The sequence below is a fragment of the Halobaculum halobium genome, assembly GCF_030127145.1.
In the GTDB taxonomy this organism is placed as follows: domain Archaea; phylum Halobacteriota; class Halobacteria; order Halobacteriales; family Haloferacaceae; genus Halobaculum; species Halobaculum halobium.
Genome location: NZ_CP126158.1, coordinates 2,612,798 through 2,636,047, shown reverse-complemented (window position 1 = coordinate 2,636,047; position 23,250 = coordinate 2,612,798). Strand labels below are relative to the sequence as shown.

The following is a 23,250-nucleotide window of genomic DNA, read 5'->3' as shown; positions in this document are numbered from 1 at the left end:
CTAGTTGCGGCCCGGGGAAATCAGCACAAGAGCCATGCCCGAGCGTCGCCCACAGCAACCTATGTCGAAGAGTCTGGAGGAGCTGCAGGAGCTCGCCGAGCGCGACGGCGCCGGCGATCCGTCCACGGACTCGCCAGCGGACTCGCCCGACGAAGACGGCGAGGCCGGCCGCGCCGACCGCGGGACCGACGACGGGAACTCGCGCGCGCTCCTCGGTCGGACGCCGTTCTCCGCGAAGGGGTTTGTCCTCACGGTCGCAGTACTCCTCGCCGGACTGATCGCCGGTTCCGCCGTGCCGCTGGTCGGCGGACTCGCGCGGTACCTGGGGCTGTTTGCGGCCGCGTTCGTCCTCGGGTTGGGTCGCTCGCGGCGGGCCTACCTCGAAACCGCCGTGGCGGGCGCGCTCGCGGCCGGCGGTGCGTTCCTCCTGGGGACGCTCACGACGGGCAGCCTGCTCGTCGGGACGAGCCTCCTCGCGGACTACGGGCTGCCGGTCGCGGGCGTCGGCGTCACCGTCGGCGTCCTCCTGTCCGTCGCAGGGGTGTACTTCGGGCGCGATCTCCGGGCGGGGCTGACCAGAGATATCGAGTGACCGGAAAGAGGCGATTGGGGAGCGGGACGGCAGAACCGCCCAGCGGGAAGTCCGTGACGTGCGGTGCGGCTACCCGGTGAGCCGCCAGCGGTCGGACTCTCTCGCGATCAGGTCCGCGTCCGCGAGCCGGCGCAACCCATCCTCGACGGCCTGCGGATCCGCGTCGACGTCCTCGACGACGGCGCGGTGGGAGCCGTCCGTCGAGGTGACGGCGGCCAATATCTTCGCGTAGAACCGGGAGTCGGCGTCGACGCCGAGGCGGTCGTTCACGCGGTCGAGGAGGTCGCTCATCCGCCCGTGGACCCACCGCTGGGCGAGCGAGAGCTCGTTCTCGAGCTCCTGTAGCTCGTCGAACTCGGCGGCCAACGCGGCCAGGTCCCCGCGGTCGGGCCCGGCGGCGCCACCGGCGGTGGCGTCGCGGTCGCCCGCATCGCCGGCGACGCCCGTATCGTCGCTTCCGGGCTCTGTCGCATCGTCGCTTCCGGGCTCCGTCGCATCGTCGCCGCCGGCGGTTGTGACGCTGCCGTCGGCGTCGCCGCCGGCCGATCGAAGCTCCAGGTCGATGTGCATGTGCGGACACCGCCCCTGGATGTCGAGGCTCGGGTTCGCGGGGTAGGCCGATTTCGTACCGAAGCCGTGGCGAGAGACGTTCACTTCCAAGCGGACGTCGCGGGCGATGTGGAAGTACTTGCGTCGCCGGTCGTCGGTGTGGTTCTCGATGAGCCCGGCGTCCTCGAGCTTCCGCAGGTGATCGATGACGGCCTTCGGCGATACGCCGAGGTACTCGCTGATCTCCGTGACGTAGCACGGCTTGTGCGAGAGCAGCCGGAGGATGCGCCGGCGGTTCTCGTTGCCCAAGAGATCAAGCAGTACCGCGGAGTCCATACACGTGAGGTAACTGCTGTGCGTATTTAAGCACCGCGTCGGCGACGCTCGCCATCGCCGGACGGGAGGACGGCTGCCGCGACCGCGACCGCGGCGGCAGTCGCCGCGAGCGAGCCCAGCGCGAGGATCCAGCCGGGGTCGTACCGAACCGGCGGGTGGTTCGCGAGCGGGAGCCCGATGAGGTAGCCGTAGTCGAAGAGGTCGTTCGCGAGCGCGAGCAGCGCGACTGCGGCCAGCGTGCGCCGCGAGGTGTGACCGACGCGCGCGATCAACAGCGCCTCCGCGAGGAATGCCGCGTGCGTGGCGAGGATCCCCCAGTAGGCCCACAACGAGTCGGCGTCGAAGCCGACGTACAGGTCCGTCGGGAGGTCGGGCCGGACGAACGGGACGTTGAGCGCGACGAACGTCCACAGCCCCGTCTTGACCAGCCAGACGACCGCGAGCGTCGACAGCACCGACAGCAGCGTCGTTCGGGGCACCGAGGACAGGCGGTAGCCGGCGAACGGAACCAGCGCAGCGAGCACGAGCGTCCCGAGCGCGACCGCGGTGGGCGAGTCGCCGTACAGTGGCCACAGGTACGTCGCAACGGCGGGCATCGTCTCGACGTAGTAGCGCACGCCGACGAGAAACGCGAGCGCGTTCACGAGGAGGAGGAGCCCGAGCGTGACCGGTGTGGTGAGATAGAACTCGGCGAGCGCCTCGGGGACGGGATTGCGTGTCGGGCGTTCGTCGGCCACGGCTGTCCCGTCGGTTGACCCGCCGACGGCTTAACGGCGGGTGGTTCGGCCTCCCCGAGAACGGAAGCCGACGGTCGAACCGCCAGTTCGGTGTCGATCATCGCCACGGCTAAGCCGGCGACCCACCACCACACGCCACACCCGAATGAGTCTCCTCGCCGATCTCACGTCCGACGACGGCCTCCCCGATCGCCCGGAGCTCCCGTGGTACGTCGCGCCGCTCCCGCGCGCGGTCGAAAACATCGGCCTCCGACTTGCGACCGTCGTCGTCGCGATAAACCTCGTCGGCACCGCCTTCGGCTTCTGGTACTACGGGGTCCACCCACTGCCGCTGTCGGACCCGCTGATCACCTGGCAGCTCGGCGGGACGCCGCCGAGCATGTGGATCTTCGTCCCGGACTCGCCGGTGGCGACGCTGTTCATCGCGCTCGCGCTCGGCCTGTGGAAACTGGGCCGTTCGAACGAGTACGTGAACGCGCTGGCCTTCTTCGGCTGCTGGAAGCTCGGACTGTGGACGCCGTTCGTCCTGCTGGCGTTCGCCGACGGCTTCACCGCCGCGAACCCGCTTCCGATGTACCTGTTCTTGCTGTTCTCGCACCTGGCGATGACCGTCGAGGGCTTTCTCCTCTACCGAATCGCTGAGTTCCCCGTCCGTGCGGTCGCCGTTGCGCTCGCGTGGTACGGCCTCAACGACGTGGTCGACTACTTCATCCCCGTCGCCGGGACGCCCCATCACACGCTCATGCCGGGACAGGTGCTACTCGACTCCGGAGTCGGCTTCACGCACCCGTCGCCGACCCACGAGATCGCCGCCGCCGGCGCGGTCGTGCTCACGCTCACAGCGACGTTCCTCGTGCTTGCGACGCGCGTAAAGCTGGTCGAAGTCGGGGCGCTCCGCTCGTGACCGGCGTCCGGACTCCGATGCGGACGCGTCCCGGTCGCGGGCAAGGCCTATTTCCACGTGGGGTGACGGATCGCCCGTGAGCACACCCACACTCTACCGCGCGATCGCCGACCTCCCGCTGACGATCGAGTCGGTGGCGCTCCGGCGTCGCTCCCGCGACACCTCCTCCGGATTCGAGCGCGTCAGCACGACGTTCCGGCTGCGCGGCGACGGGGAACTGGGCCGCGGCGAGGACGTGACCTACGACGCACCCGATCACGACGCCCTGTTCGCCGACCCCGAGCGCGACCCGCGGACCACTGTCGACGGCCTCGGCTTCGAGGCGGCGTTCGCCGGCGAGTGGACGTTCCGCGAGTTCTCCGACCGGTTGGACGACGTTGACCTCTTTCCGATGGGCGACCCCGAACGAACGACGGGCCGCCCGTACCGCCGGTGGGCCGTCGAGTCGGCCGCGATGGATCTGGCGCTCCGGCAGTCCGACACCGACCTTGCGAGCATCATGGGCCGCGACCCCACGCCGGTCACCTTCGCGGCGTCGACGCGGCTCGGTGACCCCCCGACGGCGGACCGCGTCACCGCCATCAGCGAGCGCGTCCCCGGGATCGGCTTCAAGCTCGATCCGACCGACGATTGGACCGACGAGGTGGTCGCGAGCCTCCCGACCGACAGGGTGCGCGTGCTCGATCTGAAGGGGCTGTACGAGGGGACCGACGTCGACCAAGCGCCGGACCCGGAGTTCTACGAGTGGGTGCTGGAGTCGTTCCCGAACGCGGTGATCGAAGATCCGGGGATCACCGATGAAACGCGCGGCGTGTTCGAGGGCGAGGAGCACCGCGTCTCGTGGGACTATCCGATCGACGGCGTCGAGAGCGTCGAGGCGCTGCCGTGGGAGCCGGAGTGGCTCAACGTCAAGCCCTCCCGGTTCGGGACGCTGGAGTCGCTATCGGACACGATCGAGTGGGCGCGCGAGCGCGGCGTGACGCTGTACGGCGGCGGGCAGTTCGAACTCGGCGTCGGCCGCGACCAGCTCCACGCGCTCGCGGCGGTCTTCTACCCCGACGCGCCGAACGACATCGCGCCCGGCGCGTTCAACGACCCAGCGGTCCCCGATCGATTGCCGGCGACGCCGCTGGCGCCGTCGGCCGCGCCGCGCGGCTTCGAGTTCTGAGGGACCGACGGGTCGTGACGACAGCGTCGACCGCTCGCCCGTCGCGGCCGCCGCAAAGGCGAACGGTTTAGGAATCTGGCAGGGCTCGTCGGTGACGAGATGGCAGGTGACGGACGGATCGCGCGGGCGACCGACAACGCGATCCGCTATCCGACGGCGACCTACCGCCTCCTGCTGGGTGTCTCGGTCGGCTTTTTCCTCCTGTTCGCGGGGTTCCCGCTCTACTGGCTGCTCGTCGTGGCGGTCACCCCGACCGGCGTCGCACCAGACCTGATCCCCGAGGCGGTGACGGCGTCGAACTTCCTCGTCGTGGCGGGGTCGGGCTTCCTCCGATACGTGTTCAACAGCCTCGTCATCGCCGCGAGCACGACCGTCGTCGTGGTCTCGGTCGCGAGCCTCGCGGGCTACGCCTTCGGCCGACTCGCGTTCCGCGGGAAGCGGGCGCTGTTGATCGCGACGCTGTGTGTCGCGTACTTCCCGCCGGTCGCGTTCGTGATCCCGCTGTTCAGACTGCTGTCGGGCGCGCTGTCGGTGTCGGTGTTCGGCGTGACGGCGACGTCCCCGGACCTGTTCAACACCCCCGCCGGGCCCGCGGTCCCGCTATCGGGGCTGACGATGCCGCTGGCGATATTCGTCCTGACGACGTTCTTCGAGCGGATCCCGGACACGTTAGAGGACGCTGCCCGCGTCGAGGGGACGACCCGACTCGGCGCGCTCGTCCGGGTGATCGTCCCGTTGTCGCGCCCGGGGATCGCGACGGCGGCCGTGCTCACGTTCCTCCAAGTCTACACGGAGTTCTTCTTCTCGCTGCTCATGACCAACGGCGACCCGCAGGACTGGGCGCCCATCGTCCCGGCCCTGCGCGGCCTCCGGACCGCGAACGCGTCGTTCGCGGCCGCGGCCGCCGTGACCGCGCTCGTCCCGGTCGCCCTGCTGCTGGCGCTGGCCGACGACCACGTCGTCGCGGGACTGACCGAGGGGTACCGGTGAGCCCTGGTCGCGGCCGCTCCGGGCGCGTCCCCGCCGCCCGGTCGGCCTACCACTCGTAGTCGGAGGCGTCCTCGGCGGCGTGGGCGCGGACCCACAGCTCCCCGATCCGCGAGAGGCGCGTCCGGTAGGACTTCCCGTGGGACTCGCGCTCGACGTACCCCTTCCCGCCCGGCCCGAGGCGGTCGACGTTGTAGATCACCTTCGACCGGAACGAGTCGGTGTACTCCTCGTTGAGTTCGCCGGCGAGCGCCTTCGCAAGCTCGCTGACGGACTCGAATTCGCCGGCCTCGCCCAGCTTGAACAGGATCACCTCCTCGAACGGCTTCACGTTGGAGAAGGAGGCGACCGGGAGCTCGATGATGTGGCGCCCGTCGACCTCCTTTGCGCCGATGGTGGTGCCGCGCTCGTCGAACTCGGCGAGCAGGTCGGTCGCGGTGTCGAGCCGCTCTCGCACGCGGTCGACGTCGACGCCCGCGACGGTGTCTGGCTCGCCAGCAGGCCCGCCGGCGACCCCCTCGGCGCCCTCGAGCAGGTCCCGCAGGAGGTCGCGGTCGGCGCGCAGCTCCTCGGCCAACTCGGTCTCCAGGTACTTCTCGGGGGCCGTGTAGTAGGTGTGGATGCGGTCGCGGTCGGCCTGCCGCTCGAGCGTGACGGAGTGGGCGGCGGTGGCGAACGCGAACGAGACGGGCCGGGGCATCGAGGAGACGTTCACCCACACCTCGCGGCCGGCGTCGAGCTCCTCGTTGATCAGGTCGTACGCCTGCTCGAAGGCGGCATCGTAGTCGTACACGTCGTCGACGGGGACACGCTCGGTCTCGGCGCCCAGCAGGTTCCGGAAGTCGGTCTCTAGCTTCTGCGAGAGGTTCCGCGAGTACTCGACGTTGGCCTCGCTGCCCACCGCACCCTCGAGGAGGACGACGCGGTCCACGTCGAACTGGTCGCGGACCAGCGGCGCGATGAGTCGGTCGTAGTCGAAGCCGACCGGAACGACGTGCGTCTGCATGCTGTGTGTCGATGCGGCGCCGGGCGGGAAAAGCGTGCCGTGGCGCGGGTCAGTCGGCGCCGACGCCGAACTTCTCGGCGTTCGCGGCGGGCGCGTTCGCGGTCACCGTCGACACCGCAACCGTCGCGACCAGCGACAGCAGCATGCACCACAGCGCGAAGTCCCACGTGAGGTACGTCGCCGGCAGCGGGAGGAACACGTGCGCGAGGTAGACGCCCTCGGCGGCGCCCACCCCGGATATCATCCCCAACTCGGTCGTCCCGCCCCAGTACAGCGCCAGGATCAGCGGGATCGTCAGCTGCGCGTACCCGCCGAAGGCCGTGTCGCCGAGCGTCACCAGCACGTCGAGTCCGCCCCCGCCGCCGACGGCGAGAGAGGCAAGGAACGTCGAGCCCGCGAACACGGCGACCCCGACGCGAGCGACCCGACTCTCGCGCTCGGCGCTGGCGTCCGGAGCGACGAACGGCCGGTAGATGTCGCGCGTGAGGTACGACGACCCCGACAGTAGCATCGAGTCCGAGGAGGACATCATCGCCGCCAGCGCCCCGGCGATCACCAGTGCCGCGAACCACGCCGGCGTGTACTCGTTGAGCAGCAGCGGGAGGACGTTGCTCCCGTCCGGCACCTGGATCCCCAGCCCGACCGCCCACGATCCGAGCAGGAACGCCGGCACGAACAGCAGGAGCACGAGCACCGGCCACAGGGCGAACGACCGCTTGAGCGTCTCCGCGCGATCCGCCATGAAGAACCGCTGGTTCACCTGCGGGAAGGCCGCGACGCCGAACGCGATGACGACCGCCTGCGCGATCATCCACTGGGGCGAGTACAGCCCGCCGCCGAGCGCCGCGAACTCGGGCGCGGCGTCGGTCATCCCCGCCGTCAGCGCCGAGACGCCGCCGGCAGTCGAGGCGATCCACGCGACCGCCAGCCAGATCACCCCGAGCATGAACACGCCCTGGAGCGTGTCCGTCCAGGCGACCCCCCGAAGCCCCGAGAGGCCGACGTACGCGATCATGAACACCGTGATCATCGCGGCGCCGGCCCAGTACGGTACCACCCCGTCGGTCAGCCCCACCAGCGCCTGCCCGGCGCCGATCTGCTGGAGCATCACGTACGGGAACAGCCACAGGAGGCTCACGCCGGCGACGAGCCCCCGCAGTGCCGTCGAGTCGAAGCGGTCGCCCAGCATCTCTCCGAGCGTCACGTAGCCGTGGGCCTTCCCGACGAGCCACTGCTTGTAGCCGACGGCGTACCACAGCAGCGCGAAGAGGATACCGTCCATCAGCCCCATCACGAGGATCCACTCCGGCCCAGCGGCGAACGCGAGGTTCGGACCCCCGAAGAACGTGAACGCCGACAGGAGGGTCGCGAACGTCGTGAACAACAGGACGACCGTCCCGACCGACCGCGAGGCGAGGTAGTAGTCCTCCGCCGTCCGATCGGTGAGTCTGTACGCCAGCACGCCGATCGCGAGCGCGATCACGAGGTAGCCGACGACGACGCCGAGGGAGACGGTCAGGTCAGCCACGCCGGATCACCTCCGCGTCGACGCCGCGGTCCCACGCGCCGCCGCGTGCGAACGCCGCGAACGCGACGCTCGCCAGCGCCATCCAGCCGACGTGCCACCACAGCCACAGCGGGAGTCCCGCGACGACTGTCGCGTCCCCCCAGAGGAACCACGGTACGGCGAACGCGACGAGCAGCGCGAACGCCGCGATCCACAGCGCGTCACTTCGAGTTCGCGTCATCACGCGACGGTTGTCGTTCAGACACAATTAATGTTACTTAATCGTCTGTGTGTTCGCACGTTCGAAGAAAATAGTTCTTCAACGAATCCGATCCGGGATTCCCTGCCATTCAGTTCGTCGCCGCGTCGGTCGACGGGGGCGCGCTTCGCTGTCGACCTCCGCGCTGGGAACGCAGTACGTCGATTCGCCCGGTATCCCCGGATTTATTCGCCGTGCGACCCTGCGATGAGGGGATGGAATACGTACAGGAGCGCGTCGCCACGCTCCACGCGTTCGGCGAGGGGGCGCCAGACGCGCCCGCCGACCGCGCGGCCGTCGTCGTGCCGATGACCGAGCGCGAGTACGCCGGGCTCGCGGCCGAGCGCGTCCTCTCGGAGCTGGAGTCGCTCGATCCCGCGCGGGTGGTGGTCCCCCTGCGTGCGCCCGCCGAGCGAGTCGACGCCTTCCGCGAGTGGCTCGACGGCTTCGACCTCCCCCTGGAGACGCTGTGGTGTGATGGTCCCCGCGTGGCCGAGATCCTCGCGGACGCGGGCCTCGACGGCGAGCGCGGCAAGGGGCGCGACGTGTGGCTGGCGCTCGGACGGGCGCTCTCCGAGGAGTACGTCGTCGTCCACGACGCCGACACCAAGTCGTACTCGCGGGAGTACGTCCGTCGACTACTGTTTCCGCTGGCGAACGGGTTCGACTTCTCGAAGGGCTACTACGCCCGCGTCGAGAACGGACAGCTGTACGGCCGGCTCTTCCGGCTGTTCTACACGCCGTTGGTTCGCGCGCTGCGCGATTCGGCCCCCGACTCGGAGTTCCTCGACTACATGGCGGCGTTCCGCTACGCGCTCGCCGGCGAGTTCGCCGCGACCGGCGACGTCGTCGCCGAGATGCCGGTCCAGCGCACGTGGGGGCTGGAGGTCGGCACCCTCGCGGCCGCGTACGACGAGGTCGGCGTCGACGGCGCCGCGCAGGTCGACCTCGGCAGCTACGAGCACGACCACCGGGCGGTCTCGGGGCCGACCGGGCTCTCGGACATGAGTCGGTCGGTCGGTTCGGCGCTGTTGCGCGCGACCGAGGAGCACGGCGTCGACCCCGACTACGACGCGCTGCCTGACGCGTACCGCGCGACCGCCGAGTCGTACGTCGACCGGTACGCCGCAGACGCCGCGTTCAACGGGCTCTCGTACGACCGCGGCGGCGAACGCGAGCAGGTGCGCACCTACGCGGCCTCGATCGCCGCGCCCGGCCCGGACACCCGACTGCCCCCGTGGAACGACGTCGCCCTCTCGCCGGCGGACGTAGCCGCCGCCGCCCAAGCGGACGCCCGCGACGCGGCGAACGGGGACGTGGCCGGCGACGACTGAGAACGTGTTCGGGAGGAGGCGAGTGTGGCGCCATCCGGTGACTGACGCGACCGCACGGTTGAAGCCGGACGGGCCAGCATAGGGGGTATGGACTTCGAGCGCGTTCGTCGACACACCCCCGTGGAGGTGACGGACGCCGAGCGGCGCGCCGCGGTGCTGGCGCCGGTTGTCGAGCGCGGCGGCGCGCCGCACATCCTGTTCACGAAGCGCGCCGACCACCTCGGGAGCCATCCCGGACAGATGAGCTTTCCCGGCGGCGGGGTCGAAGCACAGGACGCAGACCTGACCGCGACGGCGCTTCGGGAGGCGAACGAGGAGATCGGCCTGCGCCCCGAGGAGGTCGCAGTCGTCGGTCGCATCGACGACATCCGGACGGTCTCGGAGTACGCGGTCACACCGTTCGTCGGCACCGCGCCAGACCGCACGTACGTCCCCAGCGACGACGAGGTCGCCGAGATCGCGATCCTCCCCGTGTCGGAGTTGACCGCTCGCGAGAACTACGAGTCCGAGCGCCGCGACCACCCGCACTACGGCGAGATCCGTCTCCACTTCTTTCACGTCGACGGGTACACCGTCTGGGGCGCGACGGGGCGGATGCTCGTGCAGTTGCTGGAGCTGCTCACCGACTGGGAGATGCCCGCGAAGGTCGACCGCGTCGTCGACCCCGACGCCGACCTCCCGATGTGAGCGCGCCGGCGAGCCGGCAGCGTGCTCCTACACGTAGCTCAGGACCACGAGCGCGAGGAAGAACAGCCCCAGGACGCCGGCCAACACGAGGATAGAGGCGACGCGGCTCGACTGGACGACGCTCCGGCCGCCGTCGTCGCTGCCAACGAGGAGGTTGCTGATGTTCACAGCACCGGTAGGCGGCGAGTCGTCAAGTAGTCAGCGCTGGTGCCGCGTGAGATGGCCGGTTCCGCGCGAGGCGGCCGGTGCCGGCCGACGTGGTCGCCCCGCTCACACGTAGCTCACGACGACGAGCGCGAGAAAGAACAGCAGGAGGACGCTCGCGAGCGCGATCGAGGCCTTCACCCAGCCGTCGACGCTCCCGTACCGGTCCGTGATCGACCGCTCCCCGCTCGCGACGATCGGCCCCCGGTCGGCCCCGCCCGCGTCGGACATATCGCTCTCGTGTCCGCCCGAAGACAAGAATCCTCCGCCCGGAGCGCCGATTCTGACGAGAACACCACGCTTATTCCCGCGAACGTGTTCACCGTTGGTATGGCCGCACAGGCGATGGATCGCGTTCCGCGACCGTTCTAGTTCTCTACCGACGGCGCCGGCGACGCCGACAACCCCACCGACGCCGACAGTCGGACCCGGCCGCTCGACGACTCGACTGCACACCGATCAGCCGCTCGTCTCACCCACATGAAGCTCACCGAATCAGCCACAGCCGACAGTGTCGCCGCCCGAACGAACCTCGACGGGATCGCGCTCAAGCCGACCGAGTGCGACGTGACCGTCGCCGCCGACCTCCCGCTCGGCCTCGTGTGCCTCGACTACGAGGGACGCGAGGCCCTCCCGGACGCCGACGCGCTCGCCGGCCTCGCCGAGGCCGCTGACCTCCGGGTGACGACGCCGGTCCGCGCGGACGGCTTCGACCCGCGCGGCGACGACTCGCTCGTCGAGACGCTCCCCGACGCCGCGAGCCGCGTGCTCGTCGCGGGGCACGGCGCGTACCTCTCCGAGACCGAGCGGAAGCGAGCGGTGGCACCTCGGCTCGGCGACGCCGCGGCCGCCGTCCGCGCGGTCGGCGGCACGCCGTGGGTCGGCACCGAAGGCGTCGAGCGCCTCGCGCTCGCGGCCGGCGGCGTCCAGTACGACCTGCTCTCGCGGTCGACCGAGCGCGACGTGCGCGGGCTGCGGGCGGCCGGCTTCGACGGGGAACTCGCCCTCTACGCGCCCGTGGTCCCGACCGACGACGAGGACGACGTGCTCGACGCAGTCGGCGACTACGCCGCCCGCCGTAGACCCGTCCGCGAGGCGCTCCCGGAGGAGGCCGCGACCGACGCCGCGGCCACGGGCCGCGCCCGCGAGGTGCTCTCGAAGGCGGTCCGGGACTTCGCGCTCGTGGGCGACCCGGAGACGGTCGGCGAGCGCGTGCGCGACCTGAAGGACCACGGCGTCGACTACGTCGTCGGCTACCCGGCGACCGGCGTCGACGCGCTGCGATAGCCACCGGCGACGCGCCAGAAGCGCCCGCCACCCGAACGCCTACCTTCCCGCACGCGGACCGGCCGGTATGCGACTGCTCCACGAGGAGACGACGACGACCGCGGGCGAGGCGTTCGACGACGGCGTCGAGGTGGCGATCCTGCCGACGGGGTCGGTCGAACAGCACGGGCCCGCGCTCCCGCTGGGGACGGACTTTCTGGCCGCCGAGGCCGTCGCGCGAGGGATCGACCGCGACGACGCCGTGGTCCTGCCGACGGTCCCGGTCGGCGTCTCGGCGCACCACCGCCAGTTCGACGGAACGCTGTGGGCGGAGCCCGAGACGTTCGAGGACTACGTCGGGGAGATCGCCGCCTCCGTCGCGAGCCACGGCGTCCGAAAGGTCGTGTTCTGCAACGGGCACGGGGGGAACAGCGACGCGCTCCGGCGCGCCGCCCGACGGCTCCGCGGCGACCGGGTCGCGTACGCTGCGCCGTGGAACTGGTGGTCGAGCCTCGACGGCCTCGACGAGGACCTGTTCGACCAGTCCGGCATCGGCCACGCCGACGCGATGGAGACGAGCATGGTCGCACACCTCGCGGGCGACCTCGTGCGCGAGGCAACGCTGGCCGAGGCCGAGGCGGGCGCGGCCGATTCGTGGGGGAAATCGGTCCACGGCGCGGCCGTCGGCTTCGACACCGCCGACTTCTCGGAGTCGGGCGCGGTGGGCGAACCGACGCAGGGGACCGCCGAGAAGGGCCGGAAGCTGTACGAGCAGGCGACGAGCGAGCTCGACGCGCTCGTCGGCTGGTTGGCCGATCAGCCGTTCGACGCGCTGACGCCGGCGCCGCACCGCTGATGGCCGGGAGCGACCCGGCCGCGGGAGCCGGCTCGGCGGCAGGCGACGGCGTGCGCGTCGCGGTCGTCGGCGGCGGCGCCGTCGGCGTCACCGCGGCCCACGACCTCGCAGCCGCCGGCGCGGACGTGACGCTGTTCGAGAAGGGCGACCTCGCGTCCGGGTCCTCCGGGCGCGCCGCGGGGGTCCTCTACGACGCCTACGCAGAGGACGTGGACGCCGAACTCGGCGCTCGCGCGCTGGAGCGGTTCAGGAAGCTGTCGGGGACCGGCGAGTTCGAGTTCACCGAATGCCCGTACGTGATGCTCGCACGCGAGGGCGACGACGACCTGGCGGAGGCTGTCGCGGGCGCGGCCGAGCGGATGCGCGTCCACGACCGCGACGTGGAGACCGTCGACGGCGACGCCCTCGGCGATCGGTTCCCGAGCCTCCGGACGGACGACGTGGCCGTCGCGGCTGTCGCCCGCAACGCCGGGTGGGTAGACCCAGGGAGCTACGTCGCCGCTGTCGCCGATCTGGCCGCGTCGGCGGGGGCGGAGATCCGGACCGACAGCGCGGTCGCGGTGTCCACGACGCCGCCGGGCGTGACCGTCGCGAGCGAGGCGCCCGTGACGCGGCGCTTCGACGCCGTCGTCGTCGCCGCCGGCGCCCACACGAAACGACTGTTGGCGGACGCAGGGATCGCGGTCCCGCTCAAGCCGTACCGCGTGCAGGCGCTCGTCTCCGCCCGGGGGTACGACGGACCGATGTGGTACGACGCCTCGGCGGGCGCGTACGCCCGTCCGCATCCCGCCGGCCTGCTCGCTGGCGACGGGACCGTCCCGGTCGAGGCCGACCCGGACGAGTGGGACCTCGAGGCGGACGACTGGTTCCTCGCGGACGCCGGCGAAGTCCTCCGCGATCGGGCGGGCCACGACCCCGACGTGGAGCGCGCGTGGGCCGGCCTCTGCACCGCGACGCCTGACGGCGACCCGCTGCTGGGAGCGGTCGCCGACGGCGTCTTCGTCGCCGCCGGCTGGCAGGGCCACGGCTTCATGCGCGCGCCGGCGACCGGCGAGGTCGTCGCCCGGCAGGTGCTCGGCGAGCGCGAGGGCGTTCCGGGGTTCGATCCCGGGCGGTTCGACGGCGACGAGGCGTTCGAGATCAGCGAGGGGATGGCCGTCGAGACGGACGACGGAGCGGAGAACCGAGACTAACTCTCGGCCGGCGTCGGTTACTCCTCGTCGGCGTCGGAGTCGAGATCAGTGTCCGCGTCGGCGTTAGTGTCCGCGTCTGCCGTGTCCTCCCCGTCGTCCGCGTCCATGTCCAACTGCACCGGCTCCTCCGCTGCGTCGTCGGCGTCGGTGGATTCGTCGACCGACTCGCCCGCCTCGACGGCGACGGAGCCGCCCGCGGCCTTGGGGACGCGAACGCGGAGCGTCCCGTGCTCGGTGAGCGTCGAGGAGGCGTTCTCGGGCTCGACGTCGGCGCCCGGCGGCAGCTCTGCGCGGCTGTCGAGCGCGAGGCCGCGCCCGGGGAACCGCATCTCGAACCCCTCGTGGAAGTCGCGGAAGCGGTCGATCCGGACCTCGACGGCGCCGTCGTTGAACCGCACCTGCACGTCGCTGCGCTCGGCGCCGGGGGCGTCGAGGACGACGAGGAACGCGTCCTCGGACTCTAGCAGGTCGTACGCCAGCGGCGACTTCTCCTGGACGGTCGCGACGCCGCGACCGACGCGGTCCAACACCGTGTTCACAGCCGACTCGCCGACGTCCTTCAGTCGGTCGGCGCCGTCGGCAAACTGGTCGCGTTCGGGCATGGTTACAGTTCGATCTCCTCCAGGCAGTCAGTCCCCCCGCACAGCGGGCACGACAGGTCCGCGACCGTGTGGTCGTCGGCGATGTCGTACGTGTAGTGATTCTCGAACATGTCGAGTTCGCAGTCGGCGCTGGTGCATTTGACCTCCTTCGTGGCGGGCATGCACGCGACTTGGACCGCACGCGGCATAAGCGACGTGGGGCGGGCGGGGAGTTCCGGTATCGAGGCTCGGTCGAGCGAAGCCGAGGGCCGTCGGACGCGGTCGCCATCCGCCGACGATTTGGTCGTCGCGCCCCTCTGAAAACCTGTGTCTCGGACCACTCGCCCGGAGACGGTGTACGGCGTCGACCTCAGCGCCGCCGCCAAACGCGCCGGCGCCGACACCTGGGTCGCCCGCTGCGTCCCCGACGGCGACGGCCTCGTCGTCGCCGAGTTAGCCTCCGCCGCGGAGTTCCTGGACATCGATTCGACCGCCCGCGACGACGTGCTCCCGCTGCTCGCCGACCACCTGGGCGGCGTCGACGGCCCCGCGGCCGCGGGCGTCGACGTCCCCTTCAGCCTTCCCGCGTGGGTGCTCGGCGACCGGACCTGGCGCGAGTTCGTCGCGGCGACGCCCGACGAGTGGGGCGTCCTCGACGGCGTCGGCGACCCTCGGGACCTGTACGACGCGGTGCGGGAGGCGGCCGATCCCGAGGCCGGACGGCCCCTCCGGCGCGCGACCGACGAGGCCCACGGTGGACAGGACCCCGCCGGGTACCGGATCAAGACCCAGACGTACTACGGCATCTCCGTGCTCCTGCGGCGGCTGATCCGACGCGAGGGCGTGTGCGTCCCGCCAGCGCTGCCCCCGCTGCAGTCGCTGGCGACCGGCGTGCGTCCGAAGTCGACGCGCCCCGGCCGCCCCGCCTCGCCGTGCTGGAGACGTACCCCGCGGCCGTGTTCGACCGCCTCGACGGCGGCGACCGAACCGGCTACAAGAATCACCAACGCCGACACGTTGCGGCGCGCCGGCGGAACGTCGCGGCGCTCGTCGACGCCGGCGTTCGCTTCGCCGACGACGTCGCTCGCGACTGCGCGGTCGCGACCGATGACGCGCTCGACGCCGTCGCGGCGGCGTTCGCCGCGGCGGAGAACTACGCCGACGCGCTGGACCCCAACTCGAGCGAGAGAGACCGGAAGGAAGCCCGTATTTACGCCTGAGTCCGCGGCTGTTCGCTGATCCTTCCGATCGGCGCAACACTGAATAGCTCGGCCGCTCGACACCATGCGGGGTGAAACCAATGCGCACGAGGCGGCGCGAGCACGAACGGGAGCGACGCGCCCGGGAGGCGGCCGACCGGGAGGAACGACGGGACGCCGAGACGACGGTGGCCGACCCGCCGCAGACGGTCGACGACCTGCTCGACGTACTGGCCGACGGCGACGGAGTGACGTACGAGGAGGCTGCGCTCGTCGGCGGCATCGAGGAGGCGGCCGGGGGTTCGAGGTCGACGGCGACGCGCAGACGCGCGGTGGCTGGTGACGGCCGCCTGAGGCGGCCTCGCCCGCGGCGTCGCCGAACCGGTCGCAACCACCGGACCCGTCGGCAGCACCGCAGCCGGGGCTGCGTCGGCAGCCCCGACCCCGGACCGCACGGCTTTAGCCGTCCGGCCCGCCATTCACGGGTATGACCGCGCCGGACCCGAGCGACCTCTCGGTCACGATCGTCGACGGCTACGTAGACGAGCCGGCGCACTTCGGCGTCCCCCCGTACGTGTCGACGTACCCGCGCTTCACCGCGGGCGCGCTCGTCGACGCCGGCGTCCCGGAGGCGAACGTCACCTACCACACGATCGACGAACTCCGCGACGACCGGCAGCGGTGGGGCGACGTCGCCGACGCGGACCTCATGATCTACGTCGGCGGGATGACCGTCCCCGGGAAGTACGTCGGGGGGACCCCCGCCGAGCCCGACGAGGTGCGCGAGTTGGCTTGGACGGCCGACGGCGTCACCCTGCTGGGCGGCCCGGTTCGCTTCGGCGTCGGCGAGGAGAACGCCGGCGCCCAGGAGATGGAGCGCGATGACCTCGACTACGACTTCGTCGCGATGGGCGACGTGGAGGCGGCCGCCTTCGACATCGTGGAGAGCGGGCTGGAGGGGTTCGGGAACCGCATCCGCGACTACGACGAGGTGAGTCGCTGGTCGAGCATGGGCGCGTTCGTCGTCGAGCAGCACCCCAACCACCCCGACTACCTCATCGCGGAGCTCGAGACCTCCCGCGGGTGTGCGTACCGGTGTTCGTTCTGCACGGAGCCGCTGTACGGGGACCCCGACTTCCGCACCGCGCCGGACGTGGTATCGGAGGTCGACGCGCTTTCGGACCACGGCGTCCGGCACTTCCGGCTCGGCCGACAGGCCGACATCCTCGCGTTCGGCGGCGACGGCGAGGCGCCCAACCCCGACGCCCTCCGCCAACTGTACGGCGGCATCCGGGAGGTGGCGCCCGACCTCCGGACGCTCCACCTGGACAACATGAACCCCGTGACGATCACCGACTACCCCGAGGCGTCGCGGGAGGCCATCGAAGTGATCGCTCGGTACAACACGCCCGGCGACACCGCGGCGTTCGGGCTCGAATCCGCCGACCCGGAGGTCAGGGAGAAGAACAACCTCCTCGTCAGCGCCGAGGAGTGCCTGGAGGCGGTCCGCGTCGTCAACGAGGCCGCCGGCTGGCGTCCCGGCGAGGACCCCGCCGCCGCGCCCAGCTTCGGCGACTCGGCCCCGCGGCGACTCCCCAAGCTACTCCCCGGGATCAACCTCGTTCACGGGCTGGAAGGCGAGACGGCAGCGACCTTCGAGCACAACAAGGAGTTCCTCGATTCGGTGATGGACGAGGGGCTCATGCTCCGCCGGGTGAACGTCCGGCAGGTGATGGCGTTCGAGGGCACGGAGATGGCCGAGACGGGCGCCCGGCTCGCCCGCGAGCACAAGAAGGAGTTTCAAGCGTACAAGCGCGAGGTGCGCGAGACGGTCGATCGCCCGATGTTGGAGCGCGTGATGCCCACGGGAACCGTCCTCCCGGACGTATACTTGGAGTACCACGAAGACGGAACCACGTTCGGCCGACAGCTCGGCACCTACCCGATCCTCGTCGGCATTCCCGGCGAGCACGAGTTGGGTCGACTGACGGACGTCGCCGTCGTCGACTGGGGCTACCGGTCGGTGACGGGCGTCCCGTACCCGCTCGATCTCAACGGCGCCTCGATGAACGAACTGACCGCGATCCCCGGGATCGGGTCGGGAACCGCGGGCGACCTCGTCGTGAACCGCCCGTACGCAAACGCGGCGGAGGCGGCCGAGGTCGCCGGCGCGGACGCGGAGTTGACGCGCTTCGCCGGCGCCGGCGTCCCGGGCGTCGACGCCGACGCCGAGTACCCCGGTGCGCCGGCGCCGCGGAGCGCGGACTGATGTCCGACCGGACCGCGGGCGATCCACCGTTCGCTGCCGACACGCACGTCGACCGGTTCTCCGTCCCCGTCGACACCCGGGCGCCCGGCGGGACGACGAACGCCTACGTGGTCGGGACCGACGAGACCGTCCTCGTCGACCCGGCCGCACGGACCGACACTCTCGACACCGTCGTCCGGGAGAAAGTGGCCGACCACGTCGCCGTCACGCACGCGCACCCCGACCACGTCGGCGCTGTCGCCGACTACGCCGCCGACACGGGCGCGACCGTCTGGGCACGCCGAGGGTACGAGGACCGCTTCACGGACGCCGCGGGGGTCGCGCCCGATCGCACGTTCGTCGCCGGCGACCGCGTCGGGCCCGCGCGGGTCGTCGACCTCGCGGGCCACGCCCCCGACGGCGTCGGCTTCGAGACCGGAAACGGCGTCATCTGCGGCGACGTGGCCGTCGCAGCGGGGAGCGTGGTGGTCGCGGCGCCGGAGGGAGATATGCGGGCGTACCTGACGGCGCTGCGTCGCCTGCACGCTCGCGACCCGCCCGCGCTGTTCCCGGGGCACGGGCCGCGGATCGACGACACTCAGGGCGCGTGCGCGCGACTGATCCGTCACCGGCTCGACCGCGAGCGGACGGTGCTCGCCGCGGTTCGCTCTGGCGCCACGGGTCTCGACGAGGTACTGGACCGCGCCTACGAGAAGGACCTCACCGGCGTCCGTGACCTGGCGCGCTCGACCGTCCGGGCGCACGTCGAGAAGTTGGCCCGCGAGGGGCGCGTGCAGTGGGACCCGGCCGAGGCGTCGGTCGAGGTCGCCGACGAGTGAGCGCCGGCGGTGACGGCGTCAGCGGGCGTCCTCGAGCGAGACGAGGCAGTCGGTATTGACCGAGAGCCACGTCGTTACGAGGTCAACGTCGTCCGCGTCATCCGGATACACCGTGCACCGGTCCGGCTCGCCGTCGTGGCGAACCACCGCCGCTCGAAGGCCGGCGAGGGCCGAAAAGCGGGGGTCGGGCGTGTGCACGTCCTCTGGTGACCGGTCGGATGCGGCCGACATACTCGTGTCAATACGGCGAACATACTTAAATGTCGCTAAGACCGGTTCCGATCGGTCCCGAGGGCTCCGGAGTCGTCCCGACCGCGGGGACGTGCTCGGAGATATCCGATAGGTCGCGGCCCGACGCCGTTTAGTCCGTGAGGCTCGCAGGTTCTCCCGTGCAGTCGCTGGAAGCCGAGTTGGAGCGCGCCCGTGCCCTCGACGTGAGCGAATTGGCCGACGCCGTCGAGACGATCGGGTTCGAGTGCACCCGCTGTGGCGCCTGCTGCAAGAGCGAGGCCGACGATCCCCACACCGCGACGGTGTTCCCAGACGAAGTGCGACGATTGCAGGAGGCGGCCGCGGCCGGAGAGTCCGTGGGAGACACTCCGAGTGAGGGCGACGCCCAGGACAGTGTTATCGGCGAGGACGACACCCGAGACTGGCGCGACGTAGCCCGTCCGATGCCGTACGGCCTGGTCGACGGCGACGAGGGGCCGGAGGGCGAGACGTTCGAGTGGGCGCTCCAGACCGACGCCTGTGGCGACTGCGCCTTCTACCGGGAGGACGACAGCGGAGTGGGTGCCTGCAGCGTCCACGCGGACCGGCCGCTCATCTGTGAGACGTATCCGTTCTCGGTCGATGTGGGCGGCACGAGCCAGCCGATGGGCGAAGCCGTCGATGCCGAGGGCATCGTCCGCGCCCACGAGTGCGAGGGACTCGGCCGCGACATCGACCGCGCTGACGCCGAGTCGCTCGCGGCCGCGCTGAAGGAGCGCGCGGTTCGGGAGGTCGAAGAGGCGATCGGCGTCCGCGACGCGTACGATCCGGTCTCCACCGATCCGGGGGAGGTCGTCGTTCACGACTCGGAGGGAGCCAAGCGTCCGGACGGCAGCCGGACCGACGACTAACGGGGCGGCGAAGCCGGCGAATCATCCCGGAGCGAGCCGGTGCGGGTCGCTCCGGTACGGCGGTAGGTATATGTCACATCGGCCAAACGTGCCGGTGGAGGGATATATCCGTGGAAATCTCCGACGAACTCATCTGTCTGTTCAGCGCCGACGTCCGCGAGAACGGCGACCGATACACGATCGAGATCCCGAAGCGCGAGGTCGACACCGGGTCCGTGACGCCCGGCGACGTGTATCGCGTCGCGCTCATCGAGCGCGATGCAACTGAAGCCGCCGGCGACGCCGCCGGGGCGACGGGATCGACCGCGACCACCGACGGGCCGCAGCCGCCTGTCGAGCGCGGCGAGGTCCGCTACGTCGAGATCGAGGACCTCGGGAAGCAAGGTGACGGGATCGCCCGCGTCGAGCGCGGATACGTGATCATCGTCCCCGACACCGAGGTCGGCGAGCGCGTAAAAATCGAGATTAGCGAAGTGAAGTCCAACTTCGCCGTCGGCGAGGTCATCGACGAGGAGGTCTGACCCCGCCGTCGGCCGGTGCTTCGAGCCCGTCGACGAGCGCTAGCGTCGCCGGTGTGACCGCGTGCAGTGGTCACCGACTATCGCGCGTCCGTCCACCGGTAGCCGTCGTCACCGGTGTCACCGGCGCCGGTAGCCGATCACGCCGATGACCGCCAGCGACCCGACGAGTGCGGCGAGCGCGTACTCGGGCGTGTCGATGCCGCCGCCGAGTCCCTGGCGCTCGACGGTGACGCGCATCGGCGCTGAAGCGTCGTACTGGTGCGCGTAGCCGTCGCCGTACACGATCGCCTGTATCCCGTGCTCCCCGGGCGTGCTCGCGTCGATCGACTGCGTGACAGACAGCGTCTCGCCGGGCGCGAGCGACTGCGTGCGCAGCTCGTAGGAGTTCGTCTCGTTGTCGGGGCTCGCGACGTTGAGGACGAGGATCGCCGTCGCGCGCTCCTCGCCGGTGTTTTCCACGGTCAGCGATAACTCCGCGGATTCCCCGGCCACCAGCGTCTCCGCGTCGAGGTTCGCCTCCGTGAGACACACCTGCTGGCTCCCGTTCGACTGGCACGACGCCGCCTGCGCGCCGGCCGTTCCCCCGACGGCCGGCCCGACCAGCAGCGCCGCAAGTATCAGTACGACCCCGCCGCGAACGACCGCGCTCCGCGCTCCCATATCCCCATCGGGCGCTGCGCCGGCCCTAAATCCTCGCCCCCGGGTATCGAAGTTGAAAACCCGCGCGGCGGGTTACCGGACGACCGTCACGGGAACCGAGGAGTTGCGGACGACCGCCTCCGCAACGCTGCCGAGGACGACCCGCGTGATGCCGCTGCGGCCGTGGCTCCCCACGACGATGTGATCGACGTCGTGATCCTCGGCGTACGTCACGATAGCTGCGGCCGGTTTGCCGACCGCGGTGTCAGTTTCGACCGAGCCGGTGACCGCCAAGGACTCGGCGACTTCCGAGAGCCGCGACTCCGCCTCCGACTTCCGACGCTCGTACCACTGTTCTGCGCCGCTGGGGATGCCTGCGCCCGGTTCCTTCCCCGCCTCCGCGGGGTCGATGACGGTCACCAACAGCAGGTCGGCGTCGCCCCACTCGTCGGCCGCGAACGAGAGCGCGGCGCTTGCCTGTTCGGAGTCGTCCACACCGACCAGGACGCGTTTGGTCATGAGTGACGGATCTGCCGCAGCCGAGAAAAAGACCGGGTCGCCGCGTTCGACGACCCGACGCGGTCACCTCCCGGGGCGACACTCCGCGTGGGGTCACTCACCGTGCCGGGTGACACACACGGGAAGCCCCTTCACCTCGACGGGCTCGGAGTTGTCCGGGGAGTAGACGACCTGCTGGCCCTTCTGCATGTACGGCACTTTCTTCGCGAGCGCCGGGGGGATGTTCACCGACTTGATCGCCTCCTCGTCGCCGAGGTTGAGTACGAGCCGGGTGTTCACCTGCTTGAACACGGGATCGGCGATGTCCTGTGGGTCCTGCGTCACGAGGAACAGCCCGAGGCGCTCCTTGCGTCCCTGTTTGGCCGCCTCGGTGAACTTGTGGACGACCTTCTGGGCCTGGACGTTGTCGGCGCCCGAGAGGAAGTTGTGCGCCTCGTCCATCCCGAGCACGAGCGGCGTCTCGTCGATGCGGTCGCTTCGCGGGGCGTTCGAGAGCTTGTCGTCGACGAGCATCGCCGACACCGCGAGCACGAACATCTCCTTGGCCCGCGCCGACGAGAGGTGGTAGGTGGGGACGACCGTCAGTCCGCCGGGGCGAACGAGCGTCGTGTCCAGCTCCGTGATCGGCTTGGCGTCCTGGTCGAACACGCCGGAGGGGACGCTCCGCACGCGGCGCTTCACCGCGTCGAACGTCGCCTCGTGGACGCGGCCCGTCTCGTCGAGCTCCTCTTTCAGCGCCGGGTCGTCGAGGAAGTCCAAGAACTGCTGGTAGGTGCCGCCCGAGTAGTTTCGGAAGAACCGGTTGATGAGGGTCAACAGCGCGGGGTACTGATTCTCGTTGAGCGACGCACCGGCGACGAGCCACGGCATGTCGTACTCGTTCACGACCGAGAACGGGATCGTGAACTCCACCTGCTCGGCGCGGTGGCCCCGGCCGGGGTAGCTGACGCCGGCCTCCTTCGGCACGAGTGCGACGGTGTCGTCGTGGCCGCCGTGGGCGACGTTCTCGCGCTCCAACCGTCGCGCCCACTCGTCGTCGAGCGCCGGGTTGTCGTCGTGCATCTGGGCGTACTCGTCTTGCGGGTCGAACATGACGACGGCCGCGCGCGCGTCGCGACCGTCGTCCGTCTCGTAGGTGCGGTCGAGATACTGCCGGAGGACGTTCTTCGCGCCGTGAGTCTTCCCGGAGCCCGTACCGCCGGCGACGAGCGTGTGTCGGAATACGAGCGGGTCGCCGTCGGCGTAGTCGTCCTTCAGGCGGTAGTCGACCGTCGGCGGCTCCGCGGCGGTGCGCACCGTCTCCCCACCGACAGAGAGGTGTCCGAGGAAGACCCCGTCCTCGGGGATCGCGAGGCCCGTCTTGATCTGCTCGGCGTCGCCCGCCTGGCGGACGAGCGCGCCCGGCTTGGGAACTCGGTCGACCATCCGTCGCTTGAGGTCGCCCCCTTCGGAGTACAGCACCGCAACCGGCGACAGCTCGGCGATGTACTTGTAATCGGCCTCGGTGAAGTCGCCGCGACCCGTCTGCATCCGTCGTCGCGCGGTGAGCTCGGTCGCGTCGTCGGTGCGGAACTCCTGATCGTACTCGAGCGCAGTGATCCGGCAGAATAGCTGCTCTCCGTCGGGGTAGGGGACGACGAGGTACTTCCCGATCCGCACGTCGTCGCGGTTGCCGACGGTGACGAACGCCTTGAGACTCGTCTCGTCGTCGTCCTCGGCGACCCGGAGCCCCTGCGCGACGGAGACCGTGCCGATGGCGTCGGCGGTCGCCGCCTCCGCGGCGTCCATGGCGTACTGCGCGAACCCGGAGTCCGCGTCGGCGTCGCTGTCGGCATTCGCGTCAGCTTCGCCGTCACGTTCGGCTCCGTCGCCGTCGCGTTCGGCCCCGCCGCCGCCGGCGGTCGCGTCGCCGCCGGACGGGTCAGCGAATTGTCCGGTGTCATCGAAATCGCCGAGGTTCGGCTCTCCGGCGTCGGTCATGTCACGCCCTGTGGCGCG

The 23,250-nt window shown here is 70.8% G+C and carries 28 protein-coding genes; 15 read left to right on the top strand and 13 right to left on the bottom strand.

Annotated elements, in window-relative coordinates; translation table 11 throughout:
* Positions 1-61 precede the first annotated feature (61 nt).
* Complete coding sequence (locus P0Y41_RS13780; protein ID WP_284061883.1) at positions 62-592, top strand: DUF8526 domain-containing protein; 531 nt, start codon at positions 62-64, stop codon at positions 590-592.
* Between the two features lie 69 nt (positions 593-661).
* On the opposite strand, the gene P0Y41_RS18030 is transcribed toward P0Y41_RS13780, so the two are convergent.
* Positions 662-1,477 (bottom strand): ArsR/SmtB family transcription factor, encoded by an 816-nt coding sequence (locus P0Y41_RS18030; protein ID WP_284061882.1) that lies wholly within the window; start codon positions 1,475-1,477, stop codon positions 662-664.
* 26 nt (positions 1,478-1,503) lie between these two features.
* Positions 1,504-2,214 (bottom strand): DUF1405 domain-containing protein, encoded by a 711-nt coding sequence (locus P0Y41_RS13770; protein ID WP_284061881.1) that lies wholly within the window; start codon positions 2,212-2,214, stop codon positions 1,504-1,506.
* A 145-nt stretch (positions 2,215-2,359) separates the two neighbouring features.
* Here P0Y41_RS13770 and P0Y41_RS13765 point away from each other — a divergent pair, with 145 nt between their 5' ends.
* From P0Y41_RS13765 to P0Y41_RS13755, 3 genes are all read left to right on the top strand, one after another.
* Positions 2,360-3,118 (top strand): DUF1405 domain-containing protein, encoded by a 759-nt coding sequence (locus P0Y41_RS13765; protein ID WP_284061880.1) that lies wholly within the window; start codon positions 2,360-2,362, stop codon positions 3,116-3,118.
* A gap of 76 nt (positions 3,119-3,194) precedes the next feature.
* On the top strand, positions 3,195-4,286 hold the full coding sequence (locus P0Y41_RS13760; RefSeq protein WP_284061879.1) for an enolase-like domain-containing protein: 1,092 nt from the start codon (positions 3,195-3,197) through the stop codon (positions 4,284-4,286).
* A 99-nt stretch (positions 4,287-4,385) separates the two neighbouring features.
* Positions 4,386-5,276 carry a carbohydrate ABC transporter permease gene (locus P0Y41_RS13755; RefSeq protein ID WP_284061878.1) on the top strand — a complete coding sequence of 297 codons (891 nt, stop codon included), beginning with the start codon at positions 4,386-4,388 and terminating at the stop codon, positions 5,274-5,276.
* Between the two features lie 46 nt (positions 5,277-5,322).
* On the opposite strand, the gene P0Y41_RS13750 is transcribed toward P0Y41_RS13755, so the two are convergent.
* Genes P0Y41_RS13750 through P0Y41_RS13740 form a run of 3 tightly spaced genes read right to left on the bottom strand, consistent with a single transcriptional unit; the run spans position 5,323 to position 8,027 of the window.
* On the bottom strand, positions 5,323-6,279 hold the full coding sequence (locus tag P0Y41_RS13750; protein WP_284061877.1) for an HFX_2341 family transcriptional regulator: 957 nt from the start codon (positions 6,277-6,279) through the stop codon (positions 5,323-5,325).
* A 49-nt stretch (positions 6,280-6,328) separates the two neighbouring features.
* A complete protein-coding gene (locus P0Y41_RS13745) occupies positions 6,329-7,807 on the bottom strand; it encodes a sodium:solute symporter family protein (protein ID WP_284061876.1) in 1,479 nt (492 codons plus the stop codon).
* On the bottom strand, positions 7,800-8,027 hold the full coding sequence (locus P0Y41_RS13740) for a DUF3311 domain-containing protein (protein ID WP_284061875.1): 228 nt from the start codon (positions 8,025-8,027) through the stop codon (positions 7,800-7,802). Before P0Y41_RS13740 ends, P0Y41_RS13745 begins: the two co-directional genes overlap by 8 nt.
* Before the next feature lie 233 nt (positions 8,028-8,260).
* Here P0Y41_RS13740 and P0Y41_RS13735 point away from each other — a divergent pair, with 233 nt between their 5' ends.
* Both P0Y41_RS13735 and P0Y41_RS13730 read left to right on the top strand, forming a co-directional pair.
* Positions 8,261-9,379: a glycosyltransferase family protein gene (locus tag P0Y41_RS13735; RefSeq protein WP_284061874.1), complete on the top strand. Its 1,119-nt coding sequence runs from the start codon at positions 8,261-8,263 to the stop codon at positions 9,377-9,379.
* Between the two features lie 87 nt (positions 9,380-9,466).
* Positions 9,467-10,066: an NUDIX hydrolase gene (locus P0Y41_RS13730; RefSeq protein ID WP_284061873.1), complete on the top strand. Its 600-nt coding sequence runs from the start codon at positions 9,467-9,469 to the stop codon at positions 10,064-10,066.
* 27 nt (positions 10,067-10,093) lie between these two features.
* On the opposite strand, the gene P0Y41_RS13725 is transcribed toward P0Y41_RS13730, so the two are convergent.
* Positions 10,094-10,234: a hypothetical protein gene (locus tag P0Y41_RS13725; protein WP_284061872.1), complete on the bottom strand. Its 141-nt coding sequence runs from the start codon at positions 10,232-10,234 to the stop codon at positions 10,094-10,096.
* 102 nt (positions 10,235-10,336) lie between these two features.
* Entirely contained in the window at positions 10,337-10,501 is a 165-nt protein-coding gene (locus P0Y41_RS13720) for a hypothetical protein (RefSeq protein ID WP_284061871.1), read from the bottom strand.
* Positions 10,502-10,750: 249 nt separating this feature from the next.
* On the opposite strand from P0Y41_RS13720, the gene P0Y41_RS13715 reads away from it, so the two are divergent.
* The 3 genes from P0Y41_RS13715 (at position 10,751) to P0Y41_RS13705 (ending at position 13,585) form a co-directional block, all read left to right on the top strand.
* Complete coding sequence (locus P0Y41_RS13715) at positions 10,751-11,557, top strand: DUF7388 family protein (protein WP_284061870.1); 807 nt, start codon at positions 10,751-10,753, stop codon at positions 11,555-11,557.
* Positions 11,558-11,624: 67 nt separating this feature from the next.
* Positions 11,625-12,392, top strand: coding sequence for a creatininase family protein (locus P0Y41_RS13710; protein WP_284061869.1), 768 nt, complete (start codon positions 11,625-11,627; stop codon positions 12,390-12,392).
* Entirely contained in the window at positions 12,392-13,585 is a 1,194-nt protein-coding gene (locus tag P0Y41_RS13705) for an NAD(P)/FAD-dependent oxidoreductase (RefSeq protein WP_284061868.1), read from the top strand. Before P0Y41_RS13710 ends, P0Y41_RS13705 begins: the two co-directional genes overlap by 1 nt.
* Before the next feature lie 17 nt (positions 13,586-13,602).
* Here the strand turns inward: P0Y41_RS13705 and P0Y41_RS13700 are convergent, their stop codons facing one another.
* Together P0Y41_RS13700 and P0Y41_RS13695 are read right to left on the bottom strand one after the other, a co-directional pair.
* On the bottom strand, positions 13,603-14,187 hold the full coding sequence (locus P0Y41_RS13700; RefSeq protein ID WP_284061867.1) for an Hsp20/alpha crystallin family protein: 585 nt from the start codon (positions 14,185-14,187) through the stop codon (positions 13,603-13,605).
* 2 nt (positions 14,188-14,189) lie between these two features.
* Positions 14,190-14,348 (bottom strand): DUF7559 family protein, encoded by a 159-nt coding sequence (locus P0Y41_RS13695; protein WP_284061866.1) that lies wholly within the window; start codon positions 14,346-14,348, stop codon positions 14,190-14,192.
* On the opposite strand from P0Y41_RS13695, the gene P0Y41_RS13690 reads away from it, so the two are divergent.
* The 4 genes from P0Y41_RS13690 (at position 14,283) to P0Y41_RS13675 (ending at position 18,452) form a co-directional block, all read left to right on the top strand.
* Positions 14,283-15,386 carry a DUF429 domain-containing protein gene (locus P0Y41_RS13690; RefSeq protein ID WP_390215450.1) on the top strand — a complete coding sequence of 368 codons (1,104 nt, stop codon included), beginning with the start codon at positions 14,283-14,285 and terminating at the stop codon, positions 15,384-15,386. The genes P0Y41_RS13695 and P0Y41_RS13690 overlap by 66 nt on opposite strands.
* Before the next feature lie 80 nt (positions 15,387-15,466).
* Positions 15,467-15,856, top strand: coding sequence for a hypothetical protein (locus P0Y41_RS13685; RefSeq protein WP_284061864.1), 390 nt, complete (start codon positions 15,467-15,469; stop codon positions 15,854-15,856).
* A complete protein-coding gene (locus P0Y41_RS13680; protein ID WP_284061863.1) occupies positions 15,853-17,634 on the top strand; it encodes a radical SAM protein in 1,782 nt (593 codons plus the stop codon). Before P0Y41_RS13685 ends, P0Y41_RS13680 begins: the two co-directional genes overlap by 4 nt.
* Complete coding sequence (locus P0Y41_RS13675; RefSeq protein WP_284061862.1) at positions 17,634-18,452, top strand: MBL fold metallo-hydrolase; 819 nt, start codon at positions 17,634-17,636, stop codon at positions 18,450-18,452. The genes P0Y41_RS13680 and P0Y41_RS13675 overlap by 1 nt, the downstream gene beginning before the upstream one ends.
* Before the next feature lie 18 nt (positions 18,453-18,470).
* Here P0Y41_RS13675 and P0Y41_RS13670 read toward each other — a convergent pair whose 3' ends face one another.
* Entirely contained in the window at positions 18,471-18,683 is a 213-nt protein-coding gene (locus P0Y41_RS13670; protein ID WP_284061861.1) for a DUF7511 domain-containing protein, read from the bottom strand.
* Between the two features lie 158 nt (positions 18,684-18,841).
* Here P0Y41_RS13670 and P0Y41_RS13665 point away from each other — a divergent pair, with 158 nt between their 5' ends.
* Positions 18,842-19,573 carry a YkgJ family cysteine cluster protein gene (locus tag P0Y41_RS13665; RefSeq protein ID WP_284061860.1) on the top strand — a complete coding sequence of 244 codons (732 nt, stop codon included), beginning with the start codon at positions 18,842-18,844 and terminating at the stop codon, positions 19,571-19,573.
* 110 nt (positions 19,574-19,683) lie between these two features.
* Positions 19,684-20,094 carry a TRAM domain-containing protein gene (locus tag P0Y41_RS13660; protein WP_284061859.1) on the top strand — a complete coding sequence of 137 codons (411 nt, stop codon included), beginning with the start codon at positions 19,684-19,686 and terminating at the stop codon, positions 20,092-20,094.
* A gap of 117 nt (positions 20,095-20,211) precedes the next feature.
* Here P0Y41_RS13660 and P0Y41_RS13655 read toward each other — a convergent pair whose 3' ends face one another.
* From P0Y41_RS13655 to P0Y41_RS13645, 3 genes are all read right to left on the bottom strand, one after another.
* Positions 20,212-20,754 (bottom strand): CARDB domain-containing protein, encoded by a 543-nt coding sequence (locus P0Y41_RS13655; RefSeq protein WP_284061858.1) that lies wholly within the window; start codon positions 20,752-20,754, stop codon positions 20,212-20,214.
* A 72-nt stretch (positions 20,755-20,826) separates the two neighbouring features.
* The gene (locus tag P0Y41_RS13650; RefSeq protein ID WP_284061857.1) at positions 20,827-21,252 is read right to left on the bottom strand and encodes a universal stress protein; all 426 of its coding nucleotides are present in this window, start codon (positions 21,250-21,252) and stop codon (positions 20,827-20,829) included.
* A 93-nt stretch (positions 21,253-21,345) separates the two neighbouring features.
* Entirely contained in the window at positions 21,346-23,232 is a 1,887-nt protein-coding gene (locus P0Y41_RS13645; RefSeq protein ID WP_284061856.1) for an ATP-binding protein, read from the bottom strand.
* Positions 23,233-23,250: the final 18 nt, after the last annotated feature.

What these genes read in the sequence shown, in the direction of transcription:
- P0Y41_RS13780 (WP_284061883.1), top strand. Translation starts at nt 62, where the DNA reads ATGTCGAAGAGTCTGGAGGAGCTGCAGGAGCTCGCCGAGCGCGACGGC.
- P0Y41_RS18030 (WP_284061882.1), bottom strand. Translation starts at nt 1,477, where the DNA reads ATGGACTCCGCGGTACTGCTTGATCTCTTGGGCAACGAGAACCGCCGG.
- P0Y41_RS13765 (WP_284061880.1), top strand. Translation starts at nt 2,360, where the DNA reads ATGAGTCTCCTCGCCGATCTCACGTCCGACGACGGCCTCCCCGATCGC.
- P0Y41_RS13755 (WP_284061878.1), top strand. Translation starts at nt 4,386, where the DNA reads ATGGCAGGTGACGGACGGATCGCGCGGGCGACCGACAACGCGATCCGC.
- P0Y41_RS13750 (WP_284061877.1), bottom strand. Translation starts at nt 6,279, where the DNA reads ATGCAGACGCACGTCGTTCCGGTCGGCTTCGACTACGACCGACTCATC.
- P0Y41_RS13740 (WP_284061875.1), bottom strand. Translation starts at nt 8,027, where the DNA reads ATGACGCGAACTCGAAGTGACGCGCTGTGGATCGCGGCGTTCGCGCTG.
- P0Y41_RS13735 (WP_284061874.1), top strand. Translation starts at nt 8,261, where the DNA reads ATGGAATACGTACAGGAGCGCGTCGCCACGCTCCACGCGTTCGGCGAG.
- P0Y41_RS13730 (WP_284061873.1), top strand. Translation starts at nt 9,467, where the DNA reads ATGGACTTCGAGCGCGTTCGTCGACACACCCCCGTGGAGGTGACGGAC.
- P0Y41_RS13720 (WP_284061871.1), bottom strand. Translation starts at nt 10,501, where the DNA reads ATGTCCGACGCGGGCGGGGCCGACCGGGGGCCGATCGTCGCGAGCGGG.
- P0Y41_RS13715 (WP_284061870.1), top strand. Translation starts at nt 10,751, where the DNA reads ATGAAGCTCACCGAATCAGCCACAGCCGACAGTGTCGCCGCCCGAACG.
- P0Y41_RS13710 (WP_284061869.1), top strand. Translation starts at nt 11,625, where the DNA reads ATGCGACTGCTCCACGAGGAGACGACGACGACCGCGGGCGAGGCGTTC.
- P0Y41_RS13705 (WP_284061868.1), top strand. Translation starts at nt 12,392, where the DNA reads ATGGCCGGGAGCGACCCGGCCGCGGGAGCCGGCTCGGCGGCAGGCGAC.
- P0Y41_RS13700 (WP_284061867.1), bottom strand. Translation starts at nt 14,187, where the DNA reads ATGCCCGAACGCGACCAGTTTGCCGACGGCGCCGACCGACTGAAGGAC.
- P0Y41_RS13695 (WP_284061866.1), bottom strand. Translation starts at nt 14,348, where the DNA reads ATGCCCGCCACGAAGGAGGTCAAATGCACCAGCGCCGACTGCGAACTC.
- P0Y41_RS13685 (WP_284061864.1), top strand. Translation starts at nt 15,467, where the DNA reads ATGCGCACGAGGCGGCGCGAGCACGAACGGGAGCGACGCGCCCGGGAG.
- P0Y41_RS13680 (WP_284061863.1), top strand. Translation starts at nt 15,853, where the DNA reads ATGACCGCGCCGGACCCGAGCGACCTCTCGGTCACGATCGTCGACGGC.
- P0Y41_RS13675 (WP_284061862.1), top strand. Translation starts at nt 17,634, where the DNA reads ATGTCCGACCGGACCGCGGGCGATCCACCGTTCGCTGCCGACACGCAC.
- P0Y41_RS13670 (WP_284061861.1), bottom strand. Translation starts at nt 18,683, where the DNA reads ATGTCGGCCGCATCCGACCGGTCACCAGAGGACGTGCACACGCCCGAC.
- P0Y41_RS13655 (WP_284061858.1), bottom strand. Translation starts at nt 20,754, where the DNA reads ATGGGAGCGCGGAGCGCGGTCGTTCGCGGCGGGGTCGTACTGATACTT.
- P0Y41_RS13650 (WP_284061857.1), bottom strand. Translation starts at nt 21,252, where the DNA reads ATGACCAAACGCGTCCTGGTCGGTGTGGACGACTCCGAACAGGCAAGC.
- P0Y41_RS13645 (WP_284061856.1), bottom strand. Translation starts at nt 23,232, where the DNA reads ATGACCGACGCCGGAGAGCCGAACCTCGGCGATTTCGATGACACCGGA.